The sequence below is a fragment of the Amycolatopsis aidingensis genome, from assembly GCF_018885265.1.
Taxonomy (GTDB): Bacteria; Actinomycetota; Actinomycetes; order Mycobacteriales; family Pseudonocardiaceae; genus Amycolatopsis; species Amycolatopsis aidingensis.
This window is the reverse complement of sequence record NZ_CP076538.1, coordinates 491,671-507,203: the sequence shown is the minus strand read 5'-3', so window position 1 is coordinate 507,203 and position 15,533 is coordinate 491,671. Positions and strand designations below refer to the sequence as shown.

Below are 15,533 nucleotides of genomic sequence, written 5' to 3'. Positions count from 1 at the left end.
GCGGTACCCGATCGGCCTCTCAGCAAACCCTCAGCGGGAGCGGGTTCAGAACTCGGCGGCCAGCTTCTCGGCGACCTCATAGGTGTTCAGCGCGGCGCCCTTGCGCAGGTTGTCCCCGCAGACGAAGAAGTCCAGCGTGTCCGGGAAGTCCATGGCCTGCCGCACCCTGCCGACGTAGGTCGGGTCGCCGCCGACGACATCGGCCGGGGTCGGGAACCGGCCGTGTTCCGGCTCGTCGATGAGCACAATGGACTGCTGCGCCCCGAACACCTTGTGCGCGGACTCCACGGTCACCTCGCGGGCGAAGGTGGCGTGCACGGCGAGCGAGTGTGTGGTGACCACCGGGACCCGCACGCAGGTGGCGGACACCTTGAGGTCCGGGATGCCCAGGATCTTGCGGGACTCGTTGCGTACCTTGAGTTCCTCGGAGAACCAGCCGTCCCCCTTGTAGGAACCGGCTGCGGGAACCACGTTCAGCGCCAGCGGCGCACCGGCGAACGGGGAGTCGGCGAGGGAAAGACCGGCCGCCTCGACCGCTGCCCGGACGTCGCCCGCGCGAGCGCCGAGCCCCTTGCCGGCCACCGCGTCCAGCTCGCCGTACAGCTGGTCGATGCCTTCCTGACCGGCGCCGGAGGCCGCCTGGTAGGACGCGACCACCAGCTCGGTCAGCTGGAACTCCCGGTGCAGCGCGCCGAGGGCGGCCATCATGGAAAGCGTTGTGCAGTTGGGGTTCGCGATGATCCCCTTTGGACGGTCGGCGATCTTGTCCGGGTTGACCTCGGGCACCACCAGTGGCACCTCGTCGTCCATCCGGAAGGCGCCGGAGTTGTCCACCGCGACCGCGCCGCGGGCCACCGCGACCGGCGCCCACTCCGCCGAGATCTCGTCCGGAACGTCGAACATCGCGATGTCCACGCCGTCGAAAGCCTCGGCCGAGAGCGCGACCACGGTCCGCTCCTCGCCGCGCACGGTGATCTTCTTGCCCGCGGAGCGAGGCGAGGCGATCAGCCGGATCTCGCCCCAGGGCACGGATTCGCGGTTGTTGATGATGTCGATCATGACGGTGCCGACCGCGCCGGTCGCACCGACCAGAGCCAAGGTGGGGGCCATTGTCAGCGTCCACTCCCTGCGTAGACGACGGCTTCTTCGTCACCGCCGAGTTCGAATGCCTCGTGGATCGCGCGCACGGCGTCGTCCACCTGCGCGTCCCTGATCAGCACCGAGATCCGGATCTCCGAGGTGTTGATGATCTCGATGTTCACCCCGGCCTTGGCCAGCGCCTCGCAGAACGAGGCCGTCACCCCGGGGTGCGAGCGCATGCCGGCACCGACCAGCGAGACCTTCCCGACGTGGTCGTCGTAGAGCACGGCGGTGAAGTCCAGCTCCTCCTTGATCGCCTCCAGCTCCTCGACCGCCTTCGGGCCGTTGGCCTTGGAAAGGGTGAAGGTGATGTCGGTGCGGCCGGAGCTGGTGTTGGAGATGTTCTGCAGCACCATGTCGATGTCGATCTCGGCATCGGCGACCACCCGGAAGATCTGCGCCGCGGCACCGGCGTGGTCCGGGACTCCGGTCACCGTGATCTTGGCTTCGGACCGGTCGTGTGCGACACCGGTGATCAACGCTTGTTCCACGGGGATCTCCTCAATCGAGCCGGCAACCGTCGTACCCGGCTTGTCACTGTAGGAAGAGCGGACACGGATCGGCACGCCGTAACGCCGGGCGTACTCCACGCAGCGCAGCATCAGCACCTTGGCGCCGGAGGCCGCGAGCTCGAGCATCTCCTCGTACGGCACGGTGTCCAGCTTGCGCGCGTTCGGCACGATCCGCGGGTCCGCGGTGTAGACGCCGTCGACGTCGGAGTAGATCTCGCAGGCGTCGGCGTTCAGCGCGGCGGCCAGCGCCACCGCGGTGGCGTCGGACCCGCCGCGGCCGAGTGTGGTGATGTCCTTAGTGTCCTGTGCGACGCCCTGGAAACCGGCCACCAGCGCGATATATCCCTGTTCCAGCGCCTCGGTGACCCGGCTCGGGGTCACGTCGATGATCCGGGCGTTGCCGTGCACCGAGGTAGTGACCACGCCCGCCTGCGAGCCGGTGAACGACCAGGCCTCCGCGCCGTGCGCCGAGATCGCCATCGCGACCAGCGCGTTGGAGATCCGCTCACCGGCGGTGAGCAGCATGTCCATCTCGCGCTCCGGCGGCACCGGGTTGACCTGCTCGGCCAGCTCCAGCAGCTCGTCGGTCGTGTCGCCCATGGCCGAGCAGACCACGACCACCTCGTTGCCGGCCTTCTTCGTGGCCACGATCCGTTCGGCCACGCGCTTGATGCGGTCAGCGCTCTCCAACGACGAACCGCCGTACTTCTGGACCACGAGCGCCACTTCGCTCGAACCTCCCTCACTGGGACGGGCCACTCCCAGCTGCCGGGGGCTTCGCGTCCCACTTGATTAGTCAGAAAGCCTACCTTCGGCAGGTTTCGGCACCATCTCACCGTGTGGCGTCGGCCACTTCCGGGGGAATGAAATCATGTGGGTATGGACAAGATCGCCGAAACCAGCGTGCCGGTGCACGACCTGATCGCCCGGCGATGGAGCCCGCGCGCCTTCGACCCCACGGCGGAGGTCGACGACCGCAGGCTGCGCGCCCTGCTGGAGGCGGCCCGCTGGGCCCCGTCCTCTGGTAACACCCAGCCCGCCCGGTTCCTGCTCGGCCGCCGCCCAGGCGAGACCTTCACCCGGATCCTCGGCACCCTCGCCGAGGGCAACCAGGGCTGGGCGCACCGGGCGAGCGTCCTGCTGGTCGGCTGCGCCGTCACCCGCAACGAGAAGGGTGAGATACCCCTCAGCGAGTACGCCGTGGGGCTGGCCGGCCAGAACCTGGTGCTCCAGGCCGTGGCCGAGGGCCTGATCGGGCACCAGATGGCGGGTTTCGACGCCGAGGCGGTCCGGCGCGAGTTCGACCTTCCCGAGGACGTGCGCCCGGTGGTCGCCATCGCGGTGGGTACGCAGGCCGAGCCGGAGCTCCTTGGCGAGGACCGCAAGATCGAGCGGGAGCGGGCACCGCGGCAGCGCATCCCGCTGGCCGAGTTCGCCTACACCGGCGAGTGGGGCTCGCCGGCGTTCTGACGCGCTACAGCGAGGCGCCGCCAACCCGCCGGATGATCCGGGCCAGGATCGCGGAGACGACCAGCCAGAACACCGCGGCGATGCCGTAGTTGACCAGCGCCCGCAGCTTGGCGTCCTCGGGCGTGAACATGTCCTTGAACCCGACCACGAGGGTGTCGGACACATCGTTCACGAAGGACACGATGCCGTTGTCCGGGTTGCCGTCGCCGATCACGAAGACCACGTGCAGCACCAGCACCAGGGCGAAGAGCAGGCCGATCCAGCGCACGATGCCCGCGATCAGGCCGGCCGCCCGCTCCCGCACGGCGCGCCAGTCGACCTTGCGCGGCGGGGCGGGTTCGGGCTCCTGCCTGCGCTGGGTGGACGGCTGGGCGGCTGGCATGGCCCTGGTGGGCTCGTCCTCGTTGTCGGGCTGCTGAGCGTGCTCGGCCATGGAGGGAGTCTCGCATGTGACAACGGGCAACGCTACGGGCGAGTAACCCTCTCGGGCCAGCACGGGTAACGGTTTGGTCGCAACCGGGCTTCCCCTACGCGGCAGGCCGTGGTTAGAGTGGCCTCGTGGCACGTGCTCTCCTGCTTCGCTGCCGCGACGGGGCCTGACCAGACCGGCTCCTCGTCGCGGGGCTTTGTGGTGCCGCCGGTCGGTTGTCGACCTCCAACCCAGCAGGAGCCTTCCCCATCATGAGCACGCCCGAAATCCCCTCCAGCCGGATCCGCACGCCGTCCAGGCCACCGGCCGACGGCCAGCCCAGCTGGAACGCACAGCGCGGTAGTTCGATGCCGGTGCATCGCTACCAGCCCTGGTATCGCCTGGTCGAGGACATCGACCTGCCCGATCGCACCTGGCCCGCCAAGCGCATCCACCGCGCCCCGTTGTGGTGCGCGGTGGACCTGCGGGACGGCAACCAGGCGCTGATCGACCCGATGTCGCCTGCCCGTAAGCGCAAGTTCTTCGAGCTGCTGGTGCGGATGGGTTACAAGGAGATCGAGGTCGGGTTCCCTGCGGCCAGCCAGACCGACTTCGACTTCGTCCGGGAGATCATCGAGGACGGGGCGATCCCGGAGGATGTCCGGATCCAGGTACTGACCCAGTGCCGACCGGAGCTGATCGAGCGGACCTTCGCCGCGCTGGAGGGCGCGCCGCGGGCGATCGTGCACATCTACAACTCCACCTCGATCCTGCAGCGGCGGGTGGTGTTCCGCGAGGAACGCGAGGGCATCAAGAAAATCGCCACCCAGGCCGCCGACCTGGTGCTGGAGTACGCGGCGAAGTACTCCGACACCGACTTCCGGTTCCAGTACTCGCCGGAGTCCTACACCGGTACCGAGCTGAGCTATGCGGCCGAGGTGTGCAACGCGGTCACCGAGATCTGGCAGCCCACCCCGCAGCGGCCGGTGATCCTGAACCTGCCCGCCACGGTGGAGATGGCCATGCCGAACGTGTACGCCGACTCCATCGAGTGGATGCACCGCAACCTGGAGCGCCGGGACGGGGTGATCCTCTCGCTGCACCCGCACAACGACCGGGGCACCGGGATCGCCGCGGCGGAGCTGGGCTACCAGGCCGGTGGGGACCGGATCGAGGGCTGCCTGTTCGGCAACGGGGAGCGCACCGGCAACGTCGACCTGGTCGCGCTGGGGATGAACCTGTTCAGCCAGGGCATCGACCCGCAGATCGACTTCTCCGATATGGACGAGATCAAGCGCACGGTCGAGTACTGCAACCAGCTGCCGGTGCCCGAGCGCAGCCCGTGGGGCGGGGACCTGGTGTTCACCGCCTTCTCCGGCAGTCACCAGGACGCGATCAACAAGGGCTTCGACGCGCTGCGCCGGGAGGCCGAGCAGGCCGGGGTCCCGCTGGCGGAGCACCGGTGGGAGGTTCCGTACCTGCCGATCGACCCCAAGGACGTCGGCCGCACCTACGAGGCCGTGATCCGGGTGAACTCGCAGTCCGGCAAGGGCGGCATCGCCTACATCATGAAGAGCGAGCACCAGCTGGACCTGCCACGGCGGCTGCAGATCGAGTTCTCCCAGACCATCCAGAAGCACACCGACACCTCCGGCGGCGAGGTCGACCCGGACACCATGTGGCAGGCCTTCTCCGCGGAGTACCTGCGGCCGGGCACCACCCTGGAACTGGTGCGCCAGCACGTCACCGACAACGGTGGCGGGGAGTACGAGATCGCCGCCACCGTCCGGGTCGACGGGGACGACAACGAGGTGCGCGGGCGGGGCAACGGGCCCATCGCCGCCTTCTTCGACGCCCTGTCCACGGTCGGTTTCGACCTGCGGCTGCTGGACTACAGCGAGCACACCCTCACCCCTGGCGACGACGCCAAGGCGGCCTCCTACATCGAGTGCGCCATCGACGACCGCGTCTACTGGGGCGTGGGCATCGATCCGTCCATTGTGGTCGCCTCCCTGCGCGCCGTAGTCTCCGCCGTCAACCGCGCCAACCGCTGACAGGGGGATTTGCGGGACTGGCAAGGACGCATCTCTTCCGGTGAACCGGTCGCGCCGTAGCGGAGCCGCGCTGACCTGGCGTTCTAGGTTGGCTGGATGACGGCGAAGGCGAAGCGCGACTCCACCGCGCGGGCAAGAGAACTCGGTGCCGAGCTACGGAGGATCCGGCAGCGGTCCGGGCTGAGCGGGCATGACCTGGCGCGCACCCTCGGCTGGTCGCCGAGCAAGGTGTCCCGGATGGAGAGCGGGCAGCGCGGGGCATCCGAAGTGGATGTCGCGGTCTACCTGGTCAGCTGTGGCCTGGTGGTGCGCTCGGAGCTGAACCGGCTGATCACCCTCGCCCGCGAGGCGGACAGCCGGTACTGGCTCCGGCCGCACAGCCAGGAACTGCCGGAGGAGCTGCGCTCGCTGATCCTGCAGGAGGGCACGGCCAGCTCGATCACCAGCTACGACCCGCTGATCGTGCCGGGGCTACTGCAGACCGAGCAGTACATCCGCGAGCTGTTCCGGTGGGATGCTCGACATCCGACGGAGGATGTCGAGCTGCGCGTGGACGCCCGGCTGGCCCGGCAGCATGTGCTGAAACGGCCGCGGTCCCCGTGGTGCAAGTTCTTCCTGCACGAGCGGGCCCTGCGCACCGTGGTCGGCGGGCCGGAGGTGATGCATGAGCAGGTGGTCAGCCTGCTGCTGGCGGACTCCTGGCCACGCTGCTCCATCCGGGTGGTGCCGGACTCGGCCGGGCCGTTCGGGGTCTTCGGTAGTGCGTTCAAGGTGCTGGGCCACGCCCAGCACCCGCCGGTCACTTACGTGGACACCTGGGCGGCCGGGCTGTTCCTGGAGGAGCCTGAGGACGTGGCCATGTACCGGGAGATCCTGGCGCGGCTCGATCGGGACGCGCTGAATGCGGGACAATCGCGGGAGTGGCTTGCCTGGCTGGCAAGCGAGTACGACCAGATGGAGGCCGGACGTCATGACCACCCCCGGGCACGCCGAGCTGACCTGGCGCAAGAGCAGCCACAGCAATACCAACAACGGTGACTGCGTCGAGGTGGCGACCACCGCGCGGGCGGCGGCCGTCCGCGACTCGAAGGCCCCCGCCGCGGGGCACCTCACCCTCGGTGCCGCCGCCTGGCGCGCCTTCCTCACCGCCGTGCGCCGGTGAACGCGCAGATCAGCGCACCGAGTGGCTCGGCAACGAGATCAGGCTGAGCAGCGGTTGCAGGTCGGTGAAGTCGGCGCCGTTCCGGGTGACCAGTGGCAGCTGATGCATGGCCGCGACCGAAGCGATCAGCAGATCGAGCCTGCGCGGCCGCGGATTACGCCCGGCGTCCAGCACCATGGCGTACAACTGCCCATACATACGCGCGGCGGCCGGCGTGAATGGCAGCGAAGCGAGGGTCGATTCGACTCGTTGCAGGCGGGCCAGGCGAACAGCCCGCTCCCGGGGTCTCGCGGCCGCGTGAACCCCGGCCGAAAGCTCAGCGAGCGTGATGGAACTGATGGCGACCTCGCTGCCTTCCGGCAGGTCCGAACGTGCCGGCGGATCGATCACCGCGGAGGTGTCCAGCAGCACTCGCGCGGCCGAGGATGAAGCGGGAGTCGTCATTCCCGATGGTCGCCTGCTTCTCGGAACGGATCGGGATCGACCACGGAATCAAGGTCGGCGAAGAACGTTGCGGGGTCGGTCGGCGGGAGATCGGCCAGCAGATCCAGGAAGTCGTCGGCCGAGATGAAGTCCGGCCGCCGGGTGTGCGGGACGAGATCGGCCACCGGCGTGCCGTTGCGGGTCAGTACGAAGCTCTCGCCGTCCTCGACGGCTCGCATGATCGTGGGTGTGTCGTTCCGCAACTCGCGTTGAGTGATCTGCCGAGCCATGCCACTATTATACGCCACCTATCGCTACATCTCGCTACGTGTCGCTACCATCCAGGTGTCGGCGTGGGTGGGCATGATCGGGGTATGCGATCCGAACGGTTGGTGGCCCTGCTGTTCACCCTGCAGAACCGGCGGGGCGCTACGGCCGCCGAGCTGGCCGAGGCGCTGGGCGTCTCCGAGCGCACCATGCACCGGGACATCGCCGCGCTGCGCGAGGCCGGGGTGCCGATCTGGACCGAACCGGGCAGGCACGGGGGCATCCGGCTGGTGGAGGGCTGGCGCAGCAGGCTGGACGGGCTGACCTCGCGCGAGGCGGTGGCGCTTTTCGCGATGAGCACCCCGCGGGCGCTCGCCGAACTGGGGCTCGGCACCGCCGTCTCGGCCGCGCATGCCAAGGTCTCGGCCAGCCTGCCCGGCGGGCTGCGTGAGCAGGCACAGCAGGTCGCGCAGCGGTTCCACCTGGACGCCCCTGGCTGGTTCCGCGGCGAGGACGAGGCCGCCGAACTGGCCACCGTGGCCCGCGCGGTCTGGGAGCAGCACCGGCTCACCGTGCGCTACCGCCGGGGCGACCGGCTGGCCGAGCGGCTGCTCGAACCGCTGGGCCTGGTGCTCAAGGCCGGTGTCTGGTACCTGGTAGCCCAGGTTCCGGAGGCCGCTTCCGCGGAGCGCACCATCCGCACCTACCGGGTGGCCCGGATCGCCGAGGCCGAGCCACACCCGGAGCGGTTCGAGCGACCTGCGGACTTCGATCTCGTGGAATGGTGGCAGGAGTCCTCGGCCCAGTTCGCCCGCGCCCTGCTGCGCGAACGGATCACGATCAAACTCAGCCCGGCCGGGCTGCGCACGCTGTCCGCGATCGCCGAACCCGATGTGGCGATCGAGGCCAGGCGCGACGCGGGCCCGCCGGACGCGGAGGGTCGGGTCGAGCTGGAGCTGCCGGTGGAGAGCCACGAGGTCGCGCTCGGGCAGCTGCTCCGCCTCGGCCCCGAGGTAGAGATCATCGAGCCGCTGTCGTTGCGGGCCGCCTTCGCCGAGACCGCGACGGCGATGGCGGCCCGCAACGGCTGACCACGCGCTCAGCGATAGCCGGTGGTGTCGGCCGGCTTGCCGGGGTCGGTCACCTCGACCAGGTACCGCCACCCGTCCGGGCGGCTGCCGTCCACGTCGGTGAACCCGTACACCTTCGCCAGCTGCCCGCTGGACAGCGTCTGCCCGGTGTAGCGTCCGGCGTCCGGGTCGGCGGCCAGCGCCGCCACCGCGCGGCCGACGAACGCGGGCGACTCCGAGATGGCGAAATGCGGTTCCCGTGCCAGCGCGTCCCGCCAGTTGTCCTCGGTGACCCCGAAGTGGTCCAGCATCGCCTCCGAGCGCAACCAGCCCGGAGTCAGCGCGACCGCGGTACAGCCGTAGGGCCGCAGGTCCTCGGCCTGGCCGAGCGCGAGGTGGTGCGCGGCGGCCTTGGCCACGTAGAACGGCACCGAGGTGCCCTTGCGGAAGTTCGCGTTGTATTCGGCGGTGCCGTCGGTCAGCTCCATCACCAGCCCACCCGGCCTGCGGATCAGCAGCGGCAGCAGGTGATGGCTGGTGATCAGGTGCGCGTCGATACCCAGCCGGATCTGCCGCAGGCCCGCCTCCAGCGGGTGCTCCCATATGGGCTTCCCCCACTCGAGGTAACCGTCCCCACCCCAGAGCCCGTCGACCAGGATGTCCAGGCCGCCCCGCTCCTGCTCGACCCGCCGCGCCAGGGCCGCCACCTGTTCCGGATCAAGGTGGTCCACCCGGATCGCTACCCCTTGCCCGCCCGCCGCGCTGACCAGCTCGGCGGTGTCCTCGATGGTCTCCGGCCGGTTCACCTCCGAGCGCTCGGTCCTGGTCGTGCGGCCGGTCACGTACACCGTGGCGCCCGCGCGGCCGAGCTCGATCGCGATCGCCCGGCTCGCGCCCCGGGTACCGCCCGCGACCAGCGCGATCTTCCCCCGCAGCTCCGTGTTCATTCTGCTCCTGTCCGTTGTGGAACACCTACCGGACCACGGTCACGCGCATCCCCGTCAGGACACGTCATGGTTTCCCGCGCCTTGTCACCCACAGTGCTGACTACTCTGTGTCTGTCGATCGGGCGCGCTTAGTGTTGTGATGTCCAACACGAAAAATCTCAGGGAGTCAGCATGAAACGCACGATCGGCCGCCTCGCCTCGATCACCGCCGTCGCGGCGACCATCGGAATCGTGGGCGCGGGCACGGCAAACGCCGAGCGGGAAGCCAGACACATCGGCGGGGACATCGGCGTGCACGCGGGGATCAATGCCGACGCGACCGTCAACCTCACCGGGCAGCCGGTCCGGCTCAGTGGCAACCTGCTCTCACTGAACCTGCACACCGCGCCCAGCCTCAACCTCGGTGGAATCCACATCGGACTGACTAGCGGCGGCTGAGCTACTCATCCCGTGCGGACGCCTGCGCCTCGGCGCGCAGCTCGTCCAGCACGGCCGCGACCGCGGGGCGCCCCGAGGCACCCGTCCGCAGCACGACCTCGATATGGCGCGCCGCGCGGATCCCGGCCAGTGGCCTGCGCATCAGCCGCTCCCCCGTGGAGTCCATTGTGTACCTGGGAAGCAGGGACACGCCATGCCCGGCCGCGACCAGCGCCTCGATGATCCGGAAGTCGTTGATCCGATGCACCACCCTGGTGCGCACACCGGTACGAACCGAGAGCGACCGCAGCACGTCGTCGACCGGGAAGCCGACACCCACGCCGATCCACGGTTCACCGGCCAGCTCGGAGAGGTCGACCCGCTGCCGCGCACCCAGCGGATGCCCCGGTGGCAGCGCGACATCCAGGGGTTCCCGCAGTAAGTGCACCACCTCGAGCCGCTCGGATTCGAACGGCTCGGCGTACTCGTCGCGATGCGTCACCACGACATCGAAGTCGGCGAGCAGACCGGGAACCTGGAACGGCTGCATATCCACATCGGTCACTTCCACGTCCAGGTGCTCGCGCGCGGCGATCCGGTGCAGCAGGCCGGGCAACAGCATCAGCGCGGCGGAGGGGAACACCGCCACCCGCACCCGGCCGCGCGGGGAGCTGCGGTAGGTGTCCAGTTCGGACTCGGCGCGTTCCAGCGCGGCGAGTACCTCGTCGGCCCGCGCCACCAGCGCCCGCCCGGCATCGGTGAGCCGCAGCCCGCGCCCTGCCGGCTCGGTCAGCGGCAGGCCCGCCTCCGCCTCGAGGGCACGCAGCTGCTGCGAGACGGCCGATGGCGTGCGGTGCAGCGCGCGGGCGGTCGCGGTCACGCTGCCGCGGTCGGCGAACTCCCGCAGGATGCGCAACCGGTCCACGTCCATGGCGCGAGTATAAAGTGCAGCAAAGCTACAAGGTACGTACAGATTTTATCGCTGGTGCTTCACGATCGACTCACGCAGGCTGGGGTCATGCCGACCCGGGACCGCCTGCTCGCCGCGCTGGTCGCGGTCATGTGGGGCTGCAACTTCCTCGCCATTCACGCGATGGTCGAGCACTTCCCGCCGCTGTTCGCAGGCGCGCTGCGCTTCGCGGTGATCGCGCTGCCGACCATGCTGCTGGTCCCGCGGCCCGCGGTCCCTGCCCGCTGGCTGATCGGGTACGGCCTCGGCTTCGGCACCCTGCAGTTCGCCTTCCTGTTCGTCGGCCTCGACCTCGGCATGCCCACCGGCCTTGCCTCGCTGGTGCTGCAGGCCTCGGCGCCGTTCACCGTGCTGCTCGGCGCGATCCTGCTGCGCGAACGGGTCACCGGCAGGCAGGTCACCGGCATCCTGCTGGCCGTCGCCGGGATGAGCGTGATCGCCTGGCACCGCGCCGAGTACGCCGCGCTGCTTCCGGTGCTGCTCACCCTGCTCGGCGCGCTGAGCTGGGCCATCGGCAACCTCTGCTCGCGTAAGGCGCTGAGCACCGCGCAGCATCCCGAGCGGGTGAACCCGCTGCACGTGACGCTGTGGATGTCGGTGGTGCCGCCGCTGCCGATGTTCGCCCTGTCCCTGCTCGCCGAGGGCCCAGCGGCGCAGTGGGATTCGCTGGCAACGCTGGGTACCCTCGGCGGCTGGCTCGGCCTTGCCGGGCTCGGCTATGTGGTGCTGATCGGCACGATCGCGGGCTCCGGTATCTGGACCACGCTGATGCGCCGCAACCCCGCGGGGGTGGTCGCCCCCTTCTCCCTGCTGGTGCCCGTGGTCGGGATGACGATGGCGTTCCTGGTGCTGGACGAGCGCCCGGCGACGGTCGAGATCCTGGCCGGTGTGGTGGTGGTCTGCGGGGTGCTGCTCGGCTCGCTTCAGCGGGCACGGCGGCGCAGCAGCACCGCGGTCGCCACCCCGGTCAGCACTGCGAACAGCAGCGCGAGCCAGGAGAATCCGGACAACCAGCGCTCCGCCGCCACCCCGAGGTAGTACCCGAGCAGGGTCATCGTGCCTGCCCATGCGATCCCGCCCAGCACGTTGGCCAGGAGGAAGACCCGGTAGCGCATCCGCAGCGAACCGGCGAGCGGACCGGCCAGGATACGTAACAGGGCGACGAAGCGACCGAGGAACACCGCCCACGGCCCGTGCCGGGTGAACAGCCGCTGCGCCCGGCCCAGCGGTTCCGGCCCGAAGTGGCGCGGGAACCTACGGCCCGCCCGCTCGAACAGCGCCGGACCGTACCGGCGACCGAGTGCGTACCCGATGCTGTCGCCCGCGATCGCACCCGCGCTCGCGCACCCGCCGACCCACACCGGGTCCACCCCGGTGTGCCTTCCGGCCAGCAGCGCCGCCGTGATCAGCACGAGCTCGCCCGGCAGGGGAATGCCAAGGCTCTCCAGGCCGACCACCCCGGCCACCACCAGGTACACCCCGGCCACCGGGACGGCCGACAACCACTGGTCGACGTGCACGATCCGCTCCTCGACGGCCACGGTACGCCGTGGGCGACGTGCCGCGCGTCACGTAGTCATGGACAACACGATTTATACGGATGTCTACTTCCGCCATGGCACGGCACGCAGGCGGCTCCTTCGCCCGGCTTGGCAGGCTGGTCACCCGGTACGCCGGGGTGATCATCCTGTGCTGGGTGGCCGCGGCCGCCGGGTTGAACCTGGCGATTCCGCAGGTGGAGAAGGTCATCGCGGAGCGCTCGGCGCCCTTCGTGCCGACCACGGCGGAGTCGGTCCGCGCGGTGCAGGAGATGGCGGACCGCTTCCAGGAGAGCGGGTCACAGGCGCTGGCCTTCGTGGTGATGTCCAACGACGACGGCCTGACCGAGGTGGACCGGGAGTACTACCGGCTGCTGGTGGACCGGCTGCGTGCGGACACCGAGCACGTCGCGGTGGTGCAGGACATCATCTCCCGGCCCGCGCTGGCCGACTCGATGAACAGCGCGGACGGCAAGGCCATCTACCTGCCGGTCGGCCTGCGCGGCAGCATCGGCACCCCCGAGGTCGGCGAGGGCGTGGCCGCGGTGCGGGCGGCCGCCGCGGAGCAGGACCATTCCGACCACCTCGAGGTACACGTCACCGGGCCATCGGCGACCATCGCGGACGAGCTGCACGAGACCGACTCCAGCATCGCGGTGATCACCGCGGCCACCGTCGTGCTGATCACCGTCATCCTGCTGCTGATCTACCGGTCGTGGGTGACCGCGCTGATCCCGATCGTGGCGATCGGGATCTCGCTGGCCGTGTCCAGGGCGGTGATCGCGCTACTCGGCGAGAACTTCCTGCCGGTTTCCACCTTCACCACCGCGCTCACCACCGCGATCGTGCTCGGCGCCGGGACCGACTACGGCGTGTTCCTGATCAGCCGGTTCCACGAGCAGCGGCGGGCGGGCCAGGATCCGGACACCGCCATCGCCACCGCCACCTCGCGGGTGGCCGCGGTGATCGTCGCCTCCGGCGCCACCGTGGCGGCCGCCTGCGCCTGCCTGTTCCTCGCCGAGATCGGCATCTTCCGCACCACAGGGCCCGGAGTGTCGATCAGCATCGTGATCACCCTGCTGGTGGCGCTGACCCTGATCCCGGCGATGCTGACCGTGGCGGCGCGCAGGGGCCGTGCCGAGCCACGCCGGGCCCCGAGTGCCCGGTACTGGCGGGCCTCCGGGGCCAGGGTGGTCCGCAAACCGGTGCCGGTGCTGGCGTTGAGCCTGGTGTTGCTGATCGCGCTCGCCGCCTTCCTTCCCGGGCTACGACTCAGCTTCGACGAGCGGAGCGTGCAGCCCGCGGGCACCGACAGCAACCTCGGCTACGCCAGCCTGCGCGAGCATTTCCCGGCCAACGAGCTGCTCCCGGACTACCTGCTGATCGAGGCCGACCACGACCTGCGCAACCCGGAGAGCCTGGCCGCGATCGAAAGTGTGTCCACCGCCGTGGCCAAAGTGGAGGGTGTGAACACGGTACGCGGTGCGACGAGGCCACTCGGTGAGACGATCACCGAAGCCTCGGTCGGCTACCAGTCCGGGGAGGTCGGCAAGCGGCTGGACACCGCGGCGGACGAGCTCGCCGAAGGGCAGGACGATGCCGACCGGCTCGCCGGTGGCGCCGCGGACCTCTCCGAGGCGACCGGCGCGCTCGCCGAGGGCGCGGGCGGCCTCGCCGACGGCACCGCACAGCTGGCCGAGGGGTCCCGTGCCGCGGTGGACGGCGCGGGAAGGCTGCTCGCCGGACTGCGCGAGGCGGGCGGTGGGGTCGGCACCGCAGCCGAGGGCGCGGCGCGGCTCGAGCGGGGCGCCAAGGAGCTCGCCGCCGGGGCCAGGGAACTGGCAAGCACTCTGAACTCGGCGTATCAGCAGGCCAGATCGCTCGCGGACAGCATCGGGCTCGCGCTGGAAGGACTGAACGCCAGCCCACTGTGCGGCGTCGACCCGTTCTGCCGCGAGGTCCGAAAAGGACTGAACGAGGTCTACCACGCCAATCGGGACACGCTGCTTTCCGGCCTGCGCAGGCTGGCCGAGGGCTCGCAGCAGCTGGCCGATGGCAACGGCAGGCTGGCGACCCAGATCGGGCGGCTGAACAGCGCGCTGCACGAGGCCGAGCGGGGAATCCAGGAACTGACCAGCGCGCAGCGACGATTCGAACGCAAGCTCGGTGAGCTGGCGGCCGGGGCTGGCGAGGCGCACCATGGCGCGAGCGAGCTGGCCGAGGGTGCGGGCCGGACAGAGGACGGAGCCGAGCGGGTCGAGGACGGCACGGCCGAGCTCACCGAGTCCACAACGGAACTGCGCGGCGGGTTGCGGGAAGCAGCCGACTTCCTGCTGAACCTCGGCACCGCGGCGAAGGACCCTGCCATCGGCGGCTTCTACCTGCCTGCCACGGCCTTCGACAACCCGGACCTGGCGCTGGCCAGCGGGTACTTTCTCTCCCCCGATGGCCGCACCGCGCGGATGATCGTGCTCGGCGACAGCGACCCGTTCGGGACCGAGGCCATGCACCGGGCGCGGGCCATCCGGGCGGCCGCCGAGCGGGCGGTGCACGAGACGCCGCTGGCAGGCAGCCGGATCGCGGCCACCGGGATGGCTGCCACCAACGCGGACCTTGACGACCTGGTGCGGCAGGACTTCCTGCTGGTCGCGCTGCTGGCACTGGGCACCGTGCTGATGATCCTGTTCCTGCTGCTGCGCAGCGTCATCGCCCCGCTGTACCTGATGGTGTCGGTGGTGTTGTCCTACGCCTCGGCGATCGGGCTGTCCGTGGCCGTGTGGCAGCATCTGCTCGGCCAGGACCTGCACTGGTCGGTGCCGCCGATCTCGTTCATCGCGCTGGTCGCGGTCGGCGCCGACTACAACCTGCTGCTGATCAGCCGGATCCGGGACGAGTCGGCCCGCGGAACCCGCTCCGGGGTGATCCGGGCGGTGGGCGCCACCGGCGGGGTGATCACCTCGGCCGGGGTCATCTTCGCCGCCAGCATGTTCGCGATGATGACCGGCAACGTCACCACCCTCGCCCAGATCGGCTTCACCATCGGCGCCGGGCTGCTGATCGACACCTTCGTCGTGCGCACCCTGACCGTCCCGGCCACCGCCGCCCTCCTCGGGGAAGCCAACTGGTGGCCCCGTTCCCGGCCGCAGTAGTGCTG

16 protein-coding genes are annotated in these 15,533 nt (G+C 70.0%); 8 read left to right on the top strand and 8 right to left on the bottom strand.

What is annotated here, in order from left to right; translation table 11 throughout:
* Positions 1–45 precede the first annotated feature (45 nt).
* A complete protein-coding gene (locus KOI47_RS02490) occupies positions 46–1,110 on the bottom strand; it encodes an aspartate-semialdehyde dehydrogenase (RefSeq protein WP_216213517.1) in 1,065 nt (354 codons plus the stop codon).
* A 2-nt stretch (positions 1,111–1,112) separates the two neighbouring features.
* On the bottom strand, positions 1,113–2,378 hold the full coding sequence (locus KOI47_RS02485; protein WP_216213514.1) for an aspartate kinase: 1,266 nt from the start codon (positions 2,376–2,378) through the stop codon (positions 1,113–1,115).
* 153 nt (positions 2,379–2,531) lie between these two features.
* Between KOI47_RS02485 and KOI47_RS02480 the strand changes: the two genes are divergently transcribed.
* A complete protein-coding gene (locus KOI47_RS02480; protein WP_216213512.1) occupies positions 2,532–3,122 on the top strand; it encodes a nitroreductase family protein in 591 nt (196 codons plus the stop codon).
* Between the two features lie 4 nt (positions 3,123–3,126).
* Here the strand turns inward: KOI47_RS02480 and KOI47_RS02475 are convergent, their stop codons facing one another.
* Positions 3,127–3,555 (bottom strand): hypothetical protein, encoded by a 429-nt coding sequence (locus tag KOI47_RS02475; protein WP_216213508.1) that lies wholly within the window; start codon positions 3,553–3,555, stop codon positions 3,127–3,129.
* A 248-nt stretch (positions 3,556–3,803) separates the two neighbouring features.
* On the opposite strand from KOI47_RS02475, the gene leuA reads away from it, so the two are divergent.
* The 3 genes from leuA (at position 3,804) to KOI47_RS02460 (ending at position 6,747) form a co-directional block, all read left to right on the top strand.
* Positions 3,804–5,585 carry a 2-isopropylmalate synthase gene (gene leuA / locus KOI47_RS02470; RefSeq protein WP_216213505.1) on the top strand — a complete coding sequence of 594 codons (1,782 nt, stop codon included), beginning with the start codon at positions 3,804–3,806 and terminating at the stop codon, positions 5,583–5,585.
* Between the two features lie 96 nt (positions 5,586–5,681).
* On the top strand, positions 5,682–6,623 hold the full coding sequence (locus tag KOI47_RS02465; protein WP_216213502.1) for a helix-turn-helix domain-containing protein: 942 nt from the start codon (positions 5,682–5,684) through the stop codon (positions 6,621–6,623).
* The gene (locus tag KOI47_RS02460; protein ID WP_216213499.1) at positions 6,556–6,747 is read left to right on the top strand and encodes a DUF397 domain-containing protein; all 192 of its coding nucleotides are present in this window, start codon (positions 6,556–6,558) and stop codon (positions 6,745–6,747) included. The genes KOI47_RS02465 and KOI47_RS02460 overlap by 68 nt, the downstream gene beginning before the upstream one ends.
* Before the next feature lie 9 nt (positions 6,748–6,756).
* On the opposite strand, the gene KOI47_RS02455 is transcribed toward KOI47_RS02460, so the two are convergent.
* The gene (locus KOI47_RS02455) at positions 6,757–7,158 is read right to left on the bottom strand and encodes a type II toxin-antitoxin system VapC family toxin (RefSeq protein WP_232376497.1); all 402 of its coding nucleotides are present in this window, start codon (positions 7,156–7,158) and stop codon (positions 6,757–6,759) included.
* Between the two features lie 29 nt (positions 7,159–7,187).
* Positions 7,188–7,460 carry a type II toxin-antitoxin system Phd/YefM family antitoxin gene (locus tag KOI47_RS02450; RefSeq protein ID WP_216213494.1) on the bottom strand — a complete coding sequence of 91 codons (273 nt, stop codon included), beginning with the start codon at positions 7,458–7,460 and terminating at the stop codon, positions 7,188–7,190.
* 84 nt (positions 7,461–7,544) lie between these two features.
* On the opposite strand from KOI47_RS02450, the gene KOI47_RS02445 reads away from it, so the two are divergent.
* Positions 7,545–8,528 carry a helix-turn-helix transcriptional regulator gene (locus KOI47_RS02445; RefSeq protein ID WP_216213492.1) on the top strand — a complete coding sequence of 328 codons (984 nt, stop codon included), beginning with the start codon at positions 7,545–7,547 and terminating at the stop codon, positions 8,526–8,528.
* 8 nt (positions 8,529–8,536) lie between these two features.
* On the opposite strand, the gene KOI47_RS02440 is transcribed toward KOI47_RS02445, so the two are convergent.
* Complete coding sequence (locus KOI47_RS02440; protein WP_216213489.1) at positions 8,537–9,454, bottom strand: SDR family oxidoreductase; 918 nt, start codon at positions 9,452–9,454, stop codon at positions 8,537–8,539.
* A gap of 171 nt (positions 9,455–9,625) precedes the next feature.
* On the opposite strand from KOI47_RS02440, the gene KOI47_RS02435 reads away from it, so the two are divergent.
* Complete coding sequence (locus KOI47_RS02435) at positions 9,626–9,892, top strand: hypothetical protein (RefSeq protein WP_216213487.1); 267 nt, start codon at positions 9,626–9,628, stop codon at positions 9,890–9,892.
* A gap of 1 nt (position 9,893) precedes the next feature.
* Here KOI47_RS02435 and KOI47_RS02430 read toward each other — a convergent pair whose 3' ends face one another.
* Positions 9,894–10,802, bottom strand: coding sequence for a LysR family transcriptional regulator (locus KOI47_RS02430; protein ID WP_216213485.1), 909 nt, complete (start codon positions 10,800–10,802; stop codon positions 9,894–9,896).
* An 87-nt stretch (positions 10,803–10,889) separates the two neighbouring features.
* Here KOI47_RS02430 and KOI47_RS02425 point away from each other — a divergent pair, with 87 nt between their 5' ends.
* A complete protein-coding gene (locus KOI47_RS02425) occupies positions 10,890–11,879 on the top strand; it encodes an EamA family transporter (protein ID WP_216213483.1) in 990 nt (329 codons plus the stop codon).
* On the opposite strand, the gene KOI47_RS02420 is transcribed toward KOI47_RS02425, so the two are convergent.
* Complete coding sequence (locus KOI47_RS02420; RefSeq protein ID WP_216213480.1) at positions 11,765–12,361, bottom strand: DedA family protein; 597 nt, start codon at positions 12,359–12,361, stop codon at positions 11,765–11,767. The genes KOI47_RS02425 and KOI47_RS02420 overlap by 115 nt on opposite strands.
* A 95-nt stretch (positions 12,362–12,456) precedes the next feature.
* Between KOI47_RS02420 and KOI47_RS02415 the strand changes: the two genes are divergently transcribed.
* A complete protein-coding gene (locus KOI47_RS02415; protein ID WP_216213478.1) occupies positions 12,457–15,528 on the top strand; it encodes an MMPL/RND family transporter in 3,072 nt (1,023 codons plus the stop codon).
* Positions 15,529–15,533 lie beyond the last annotated feature (5 nt).

What these genes read in the sequence shown, in the direction of transcription:
- KOI47_RS02490 (WP_216213517.1), bottom strand. Translation starts at nt 1,110, where the DNA reads ATGGCCCCCACCTTGGCTCTGGTCGGTGCGACCGGCGCGGTCGGCACC.
- KOI47_RS02480 (WP_216213512.1), top strand. Translation starts at nt 2,532, where the DNA reads ATGGACAAGATCGCCGAAACCAGCGTGCCGGTGCACGACCTGATCGCC.
- KOI47_RS02475 (WP_216213508.1), bottom strand. Translation starts at nt 3,555, where the DNA reads ATGGCCGAGCACGCTCAGCAGCCCGACAACGAGGACGAGCCCACCAGG.
- leuA (WP_216213505.1), top strand. Translation starts at nt 3,804, where the DNA reads ATGAGCACGCCCGAAATCCCCTCCAGCCGGATCCGCACGCCGTCCAGG.
- KOI47_RS02465 (WP_216213502.1), top strand. Translation starts at nt 5,682, where the DNA reads ATGACGGCGAAGGCGAAGCGCGACTCCACCGCGCGGGCAAGAGAACTC.
- KOI47_RS02460 (WP_216213499.1), top strand. Translation starts at nt 6,556, where the DNA reads ATGACCACCCCCGGGCACGCCGAGCTGACCTGGCGCAAGAGCAGCCAC.
- KOI47_RS02450 (WP_216213494.1), bottom strand. Translation starts at nt 7,460, where the DNA reads ATGGCTCGGCAGATCACTCAACGCGAGTTGCGGAACGACACACCCACG.
- KOI47_RS02445 (WP_216213492.1), top strand. Translation starts at nt 7,545, where the DNA reads ATGCGATCCGAACGGTTGGTGGCCCTGCTGTTCACCCTGCAGAACCGG.
- KOI47_RS02440 (WP_216213489.1), bottom strand. Translation starts at nt 9,454, where the DNA reads ATGAACACGGAGCTGCGGGGGAAGATCGCGCTGGTCGCGGGCGGTACC.
- KOI47_RS02435 (WP_216213487.1), top strand. Translation starts at nt 9,626, where the DNA reads ATGAAACGCACGATCGGCCGCCTCGCCTCGATCACCGCCGTCGCGGCG.
- KOI47_RS02430 (WP_216213485.1), bottom strand. Translation starts at nt 10,802, where the DNA reads ATGGACGTGGACCGGTTGCGCATCCTGCGGGAGTTCGCCGACCGCGGC.
- KOI47_RS02425 (WP_216213483.1), top strand. Translation starts at nt 10,890, where the DNA reads ATGCCGACCCGGGACCGCCTGCTCGCCGCGCTGGTCGCGGTCATGTGG.
- KOI47_RS02415 (WP_216213478.1), top strand. Translation starts at nt 12,457, where the DNA reads ATGGCACGGCACGCAGGCGGCTCCTTCGCCCGGCTTGGCAGGCTGGTC.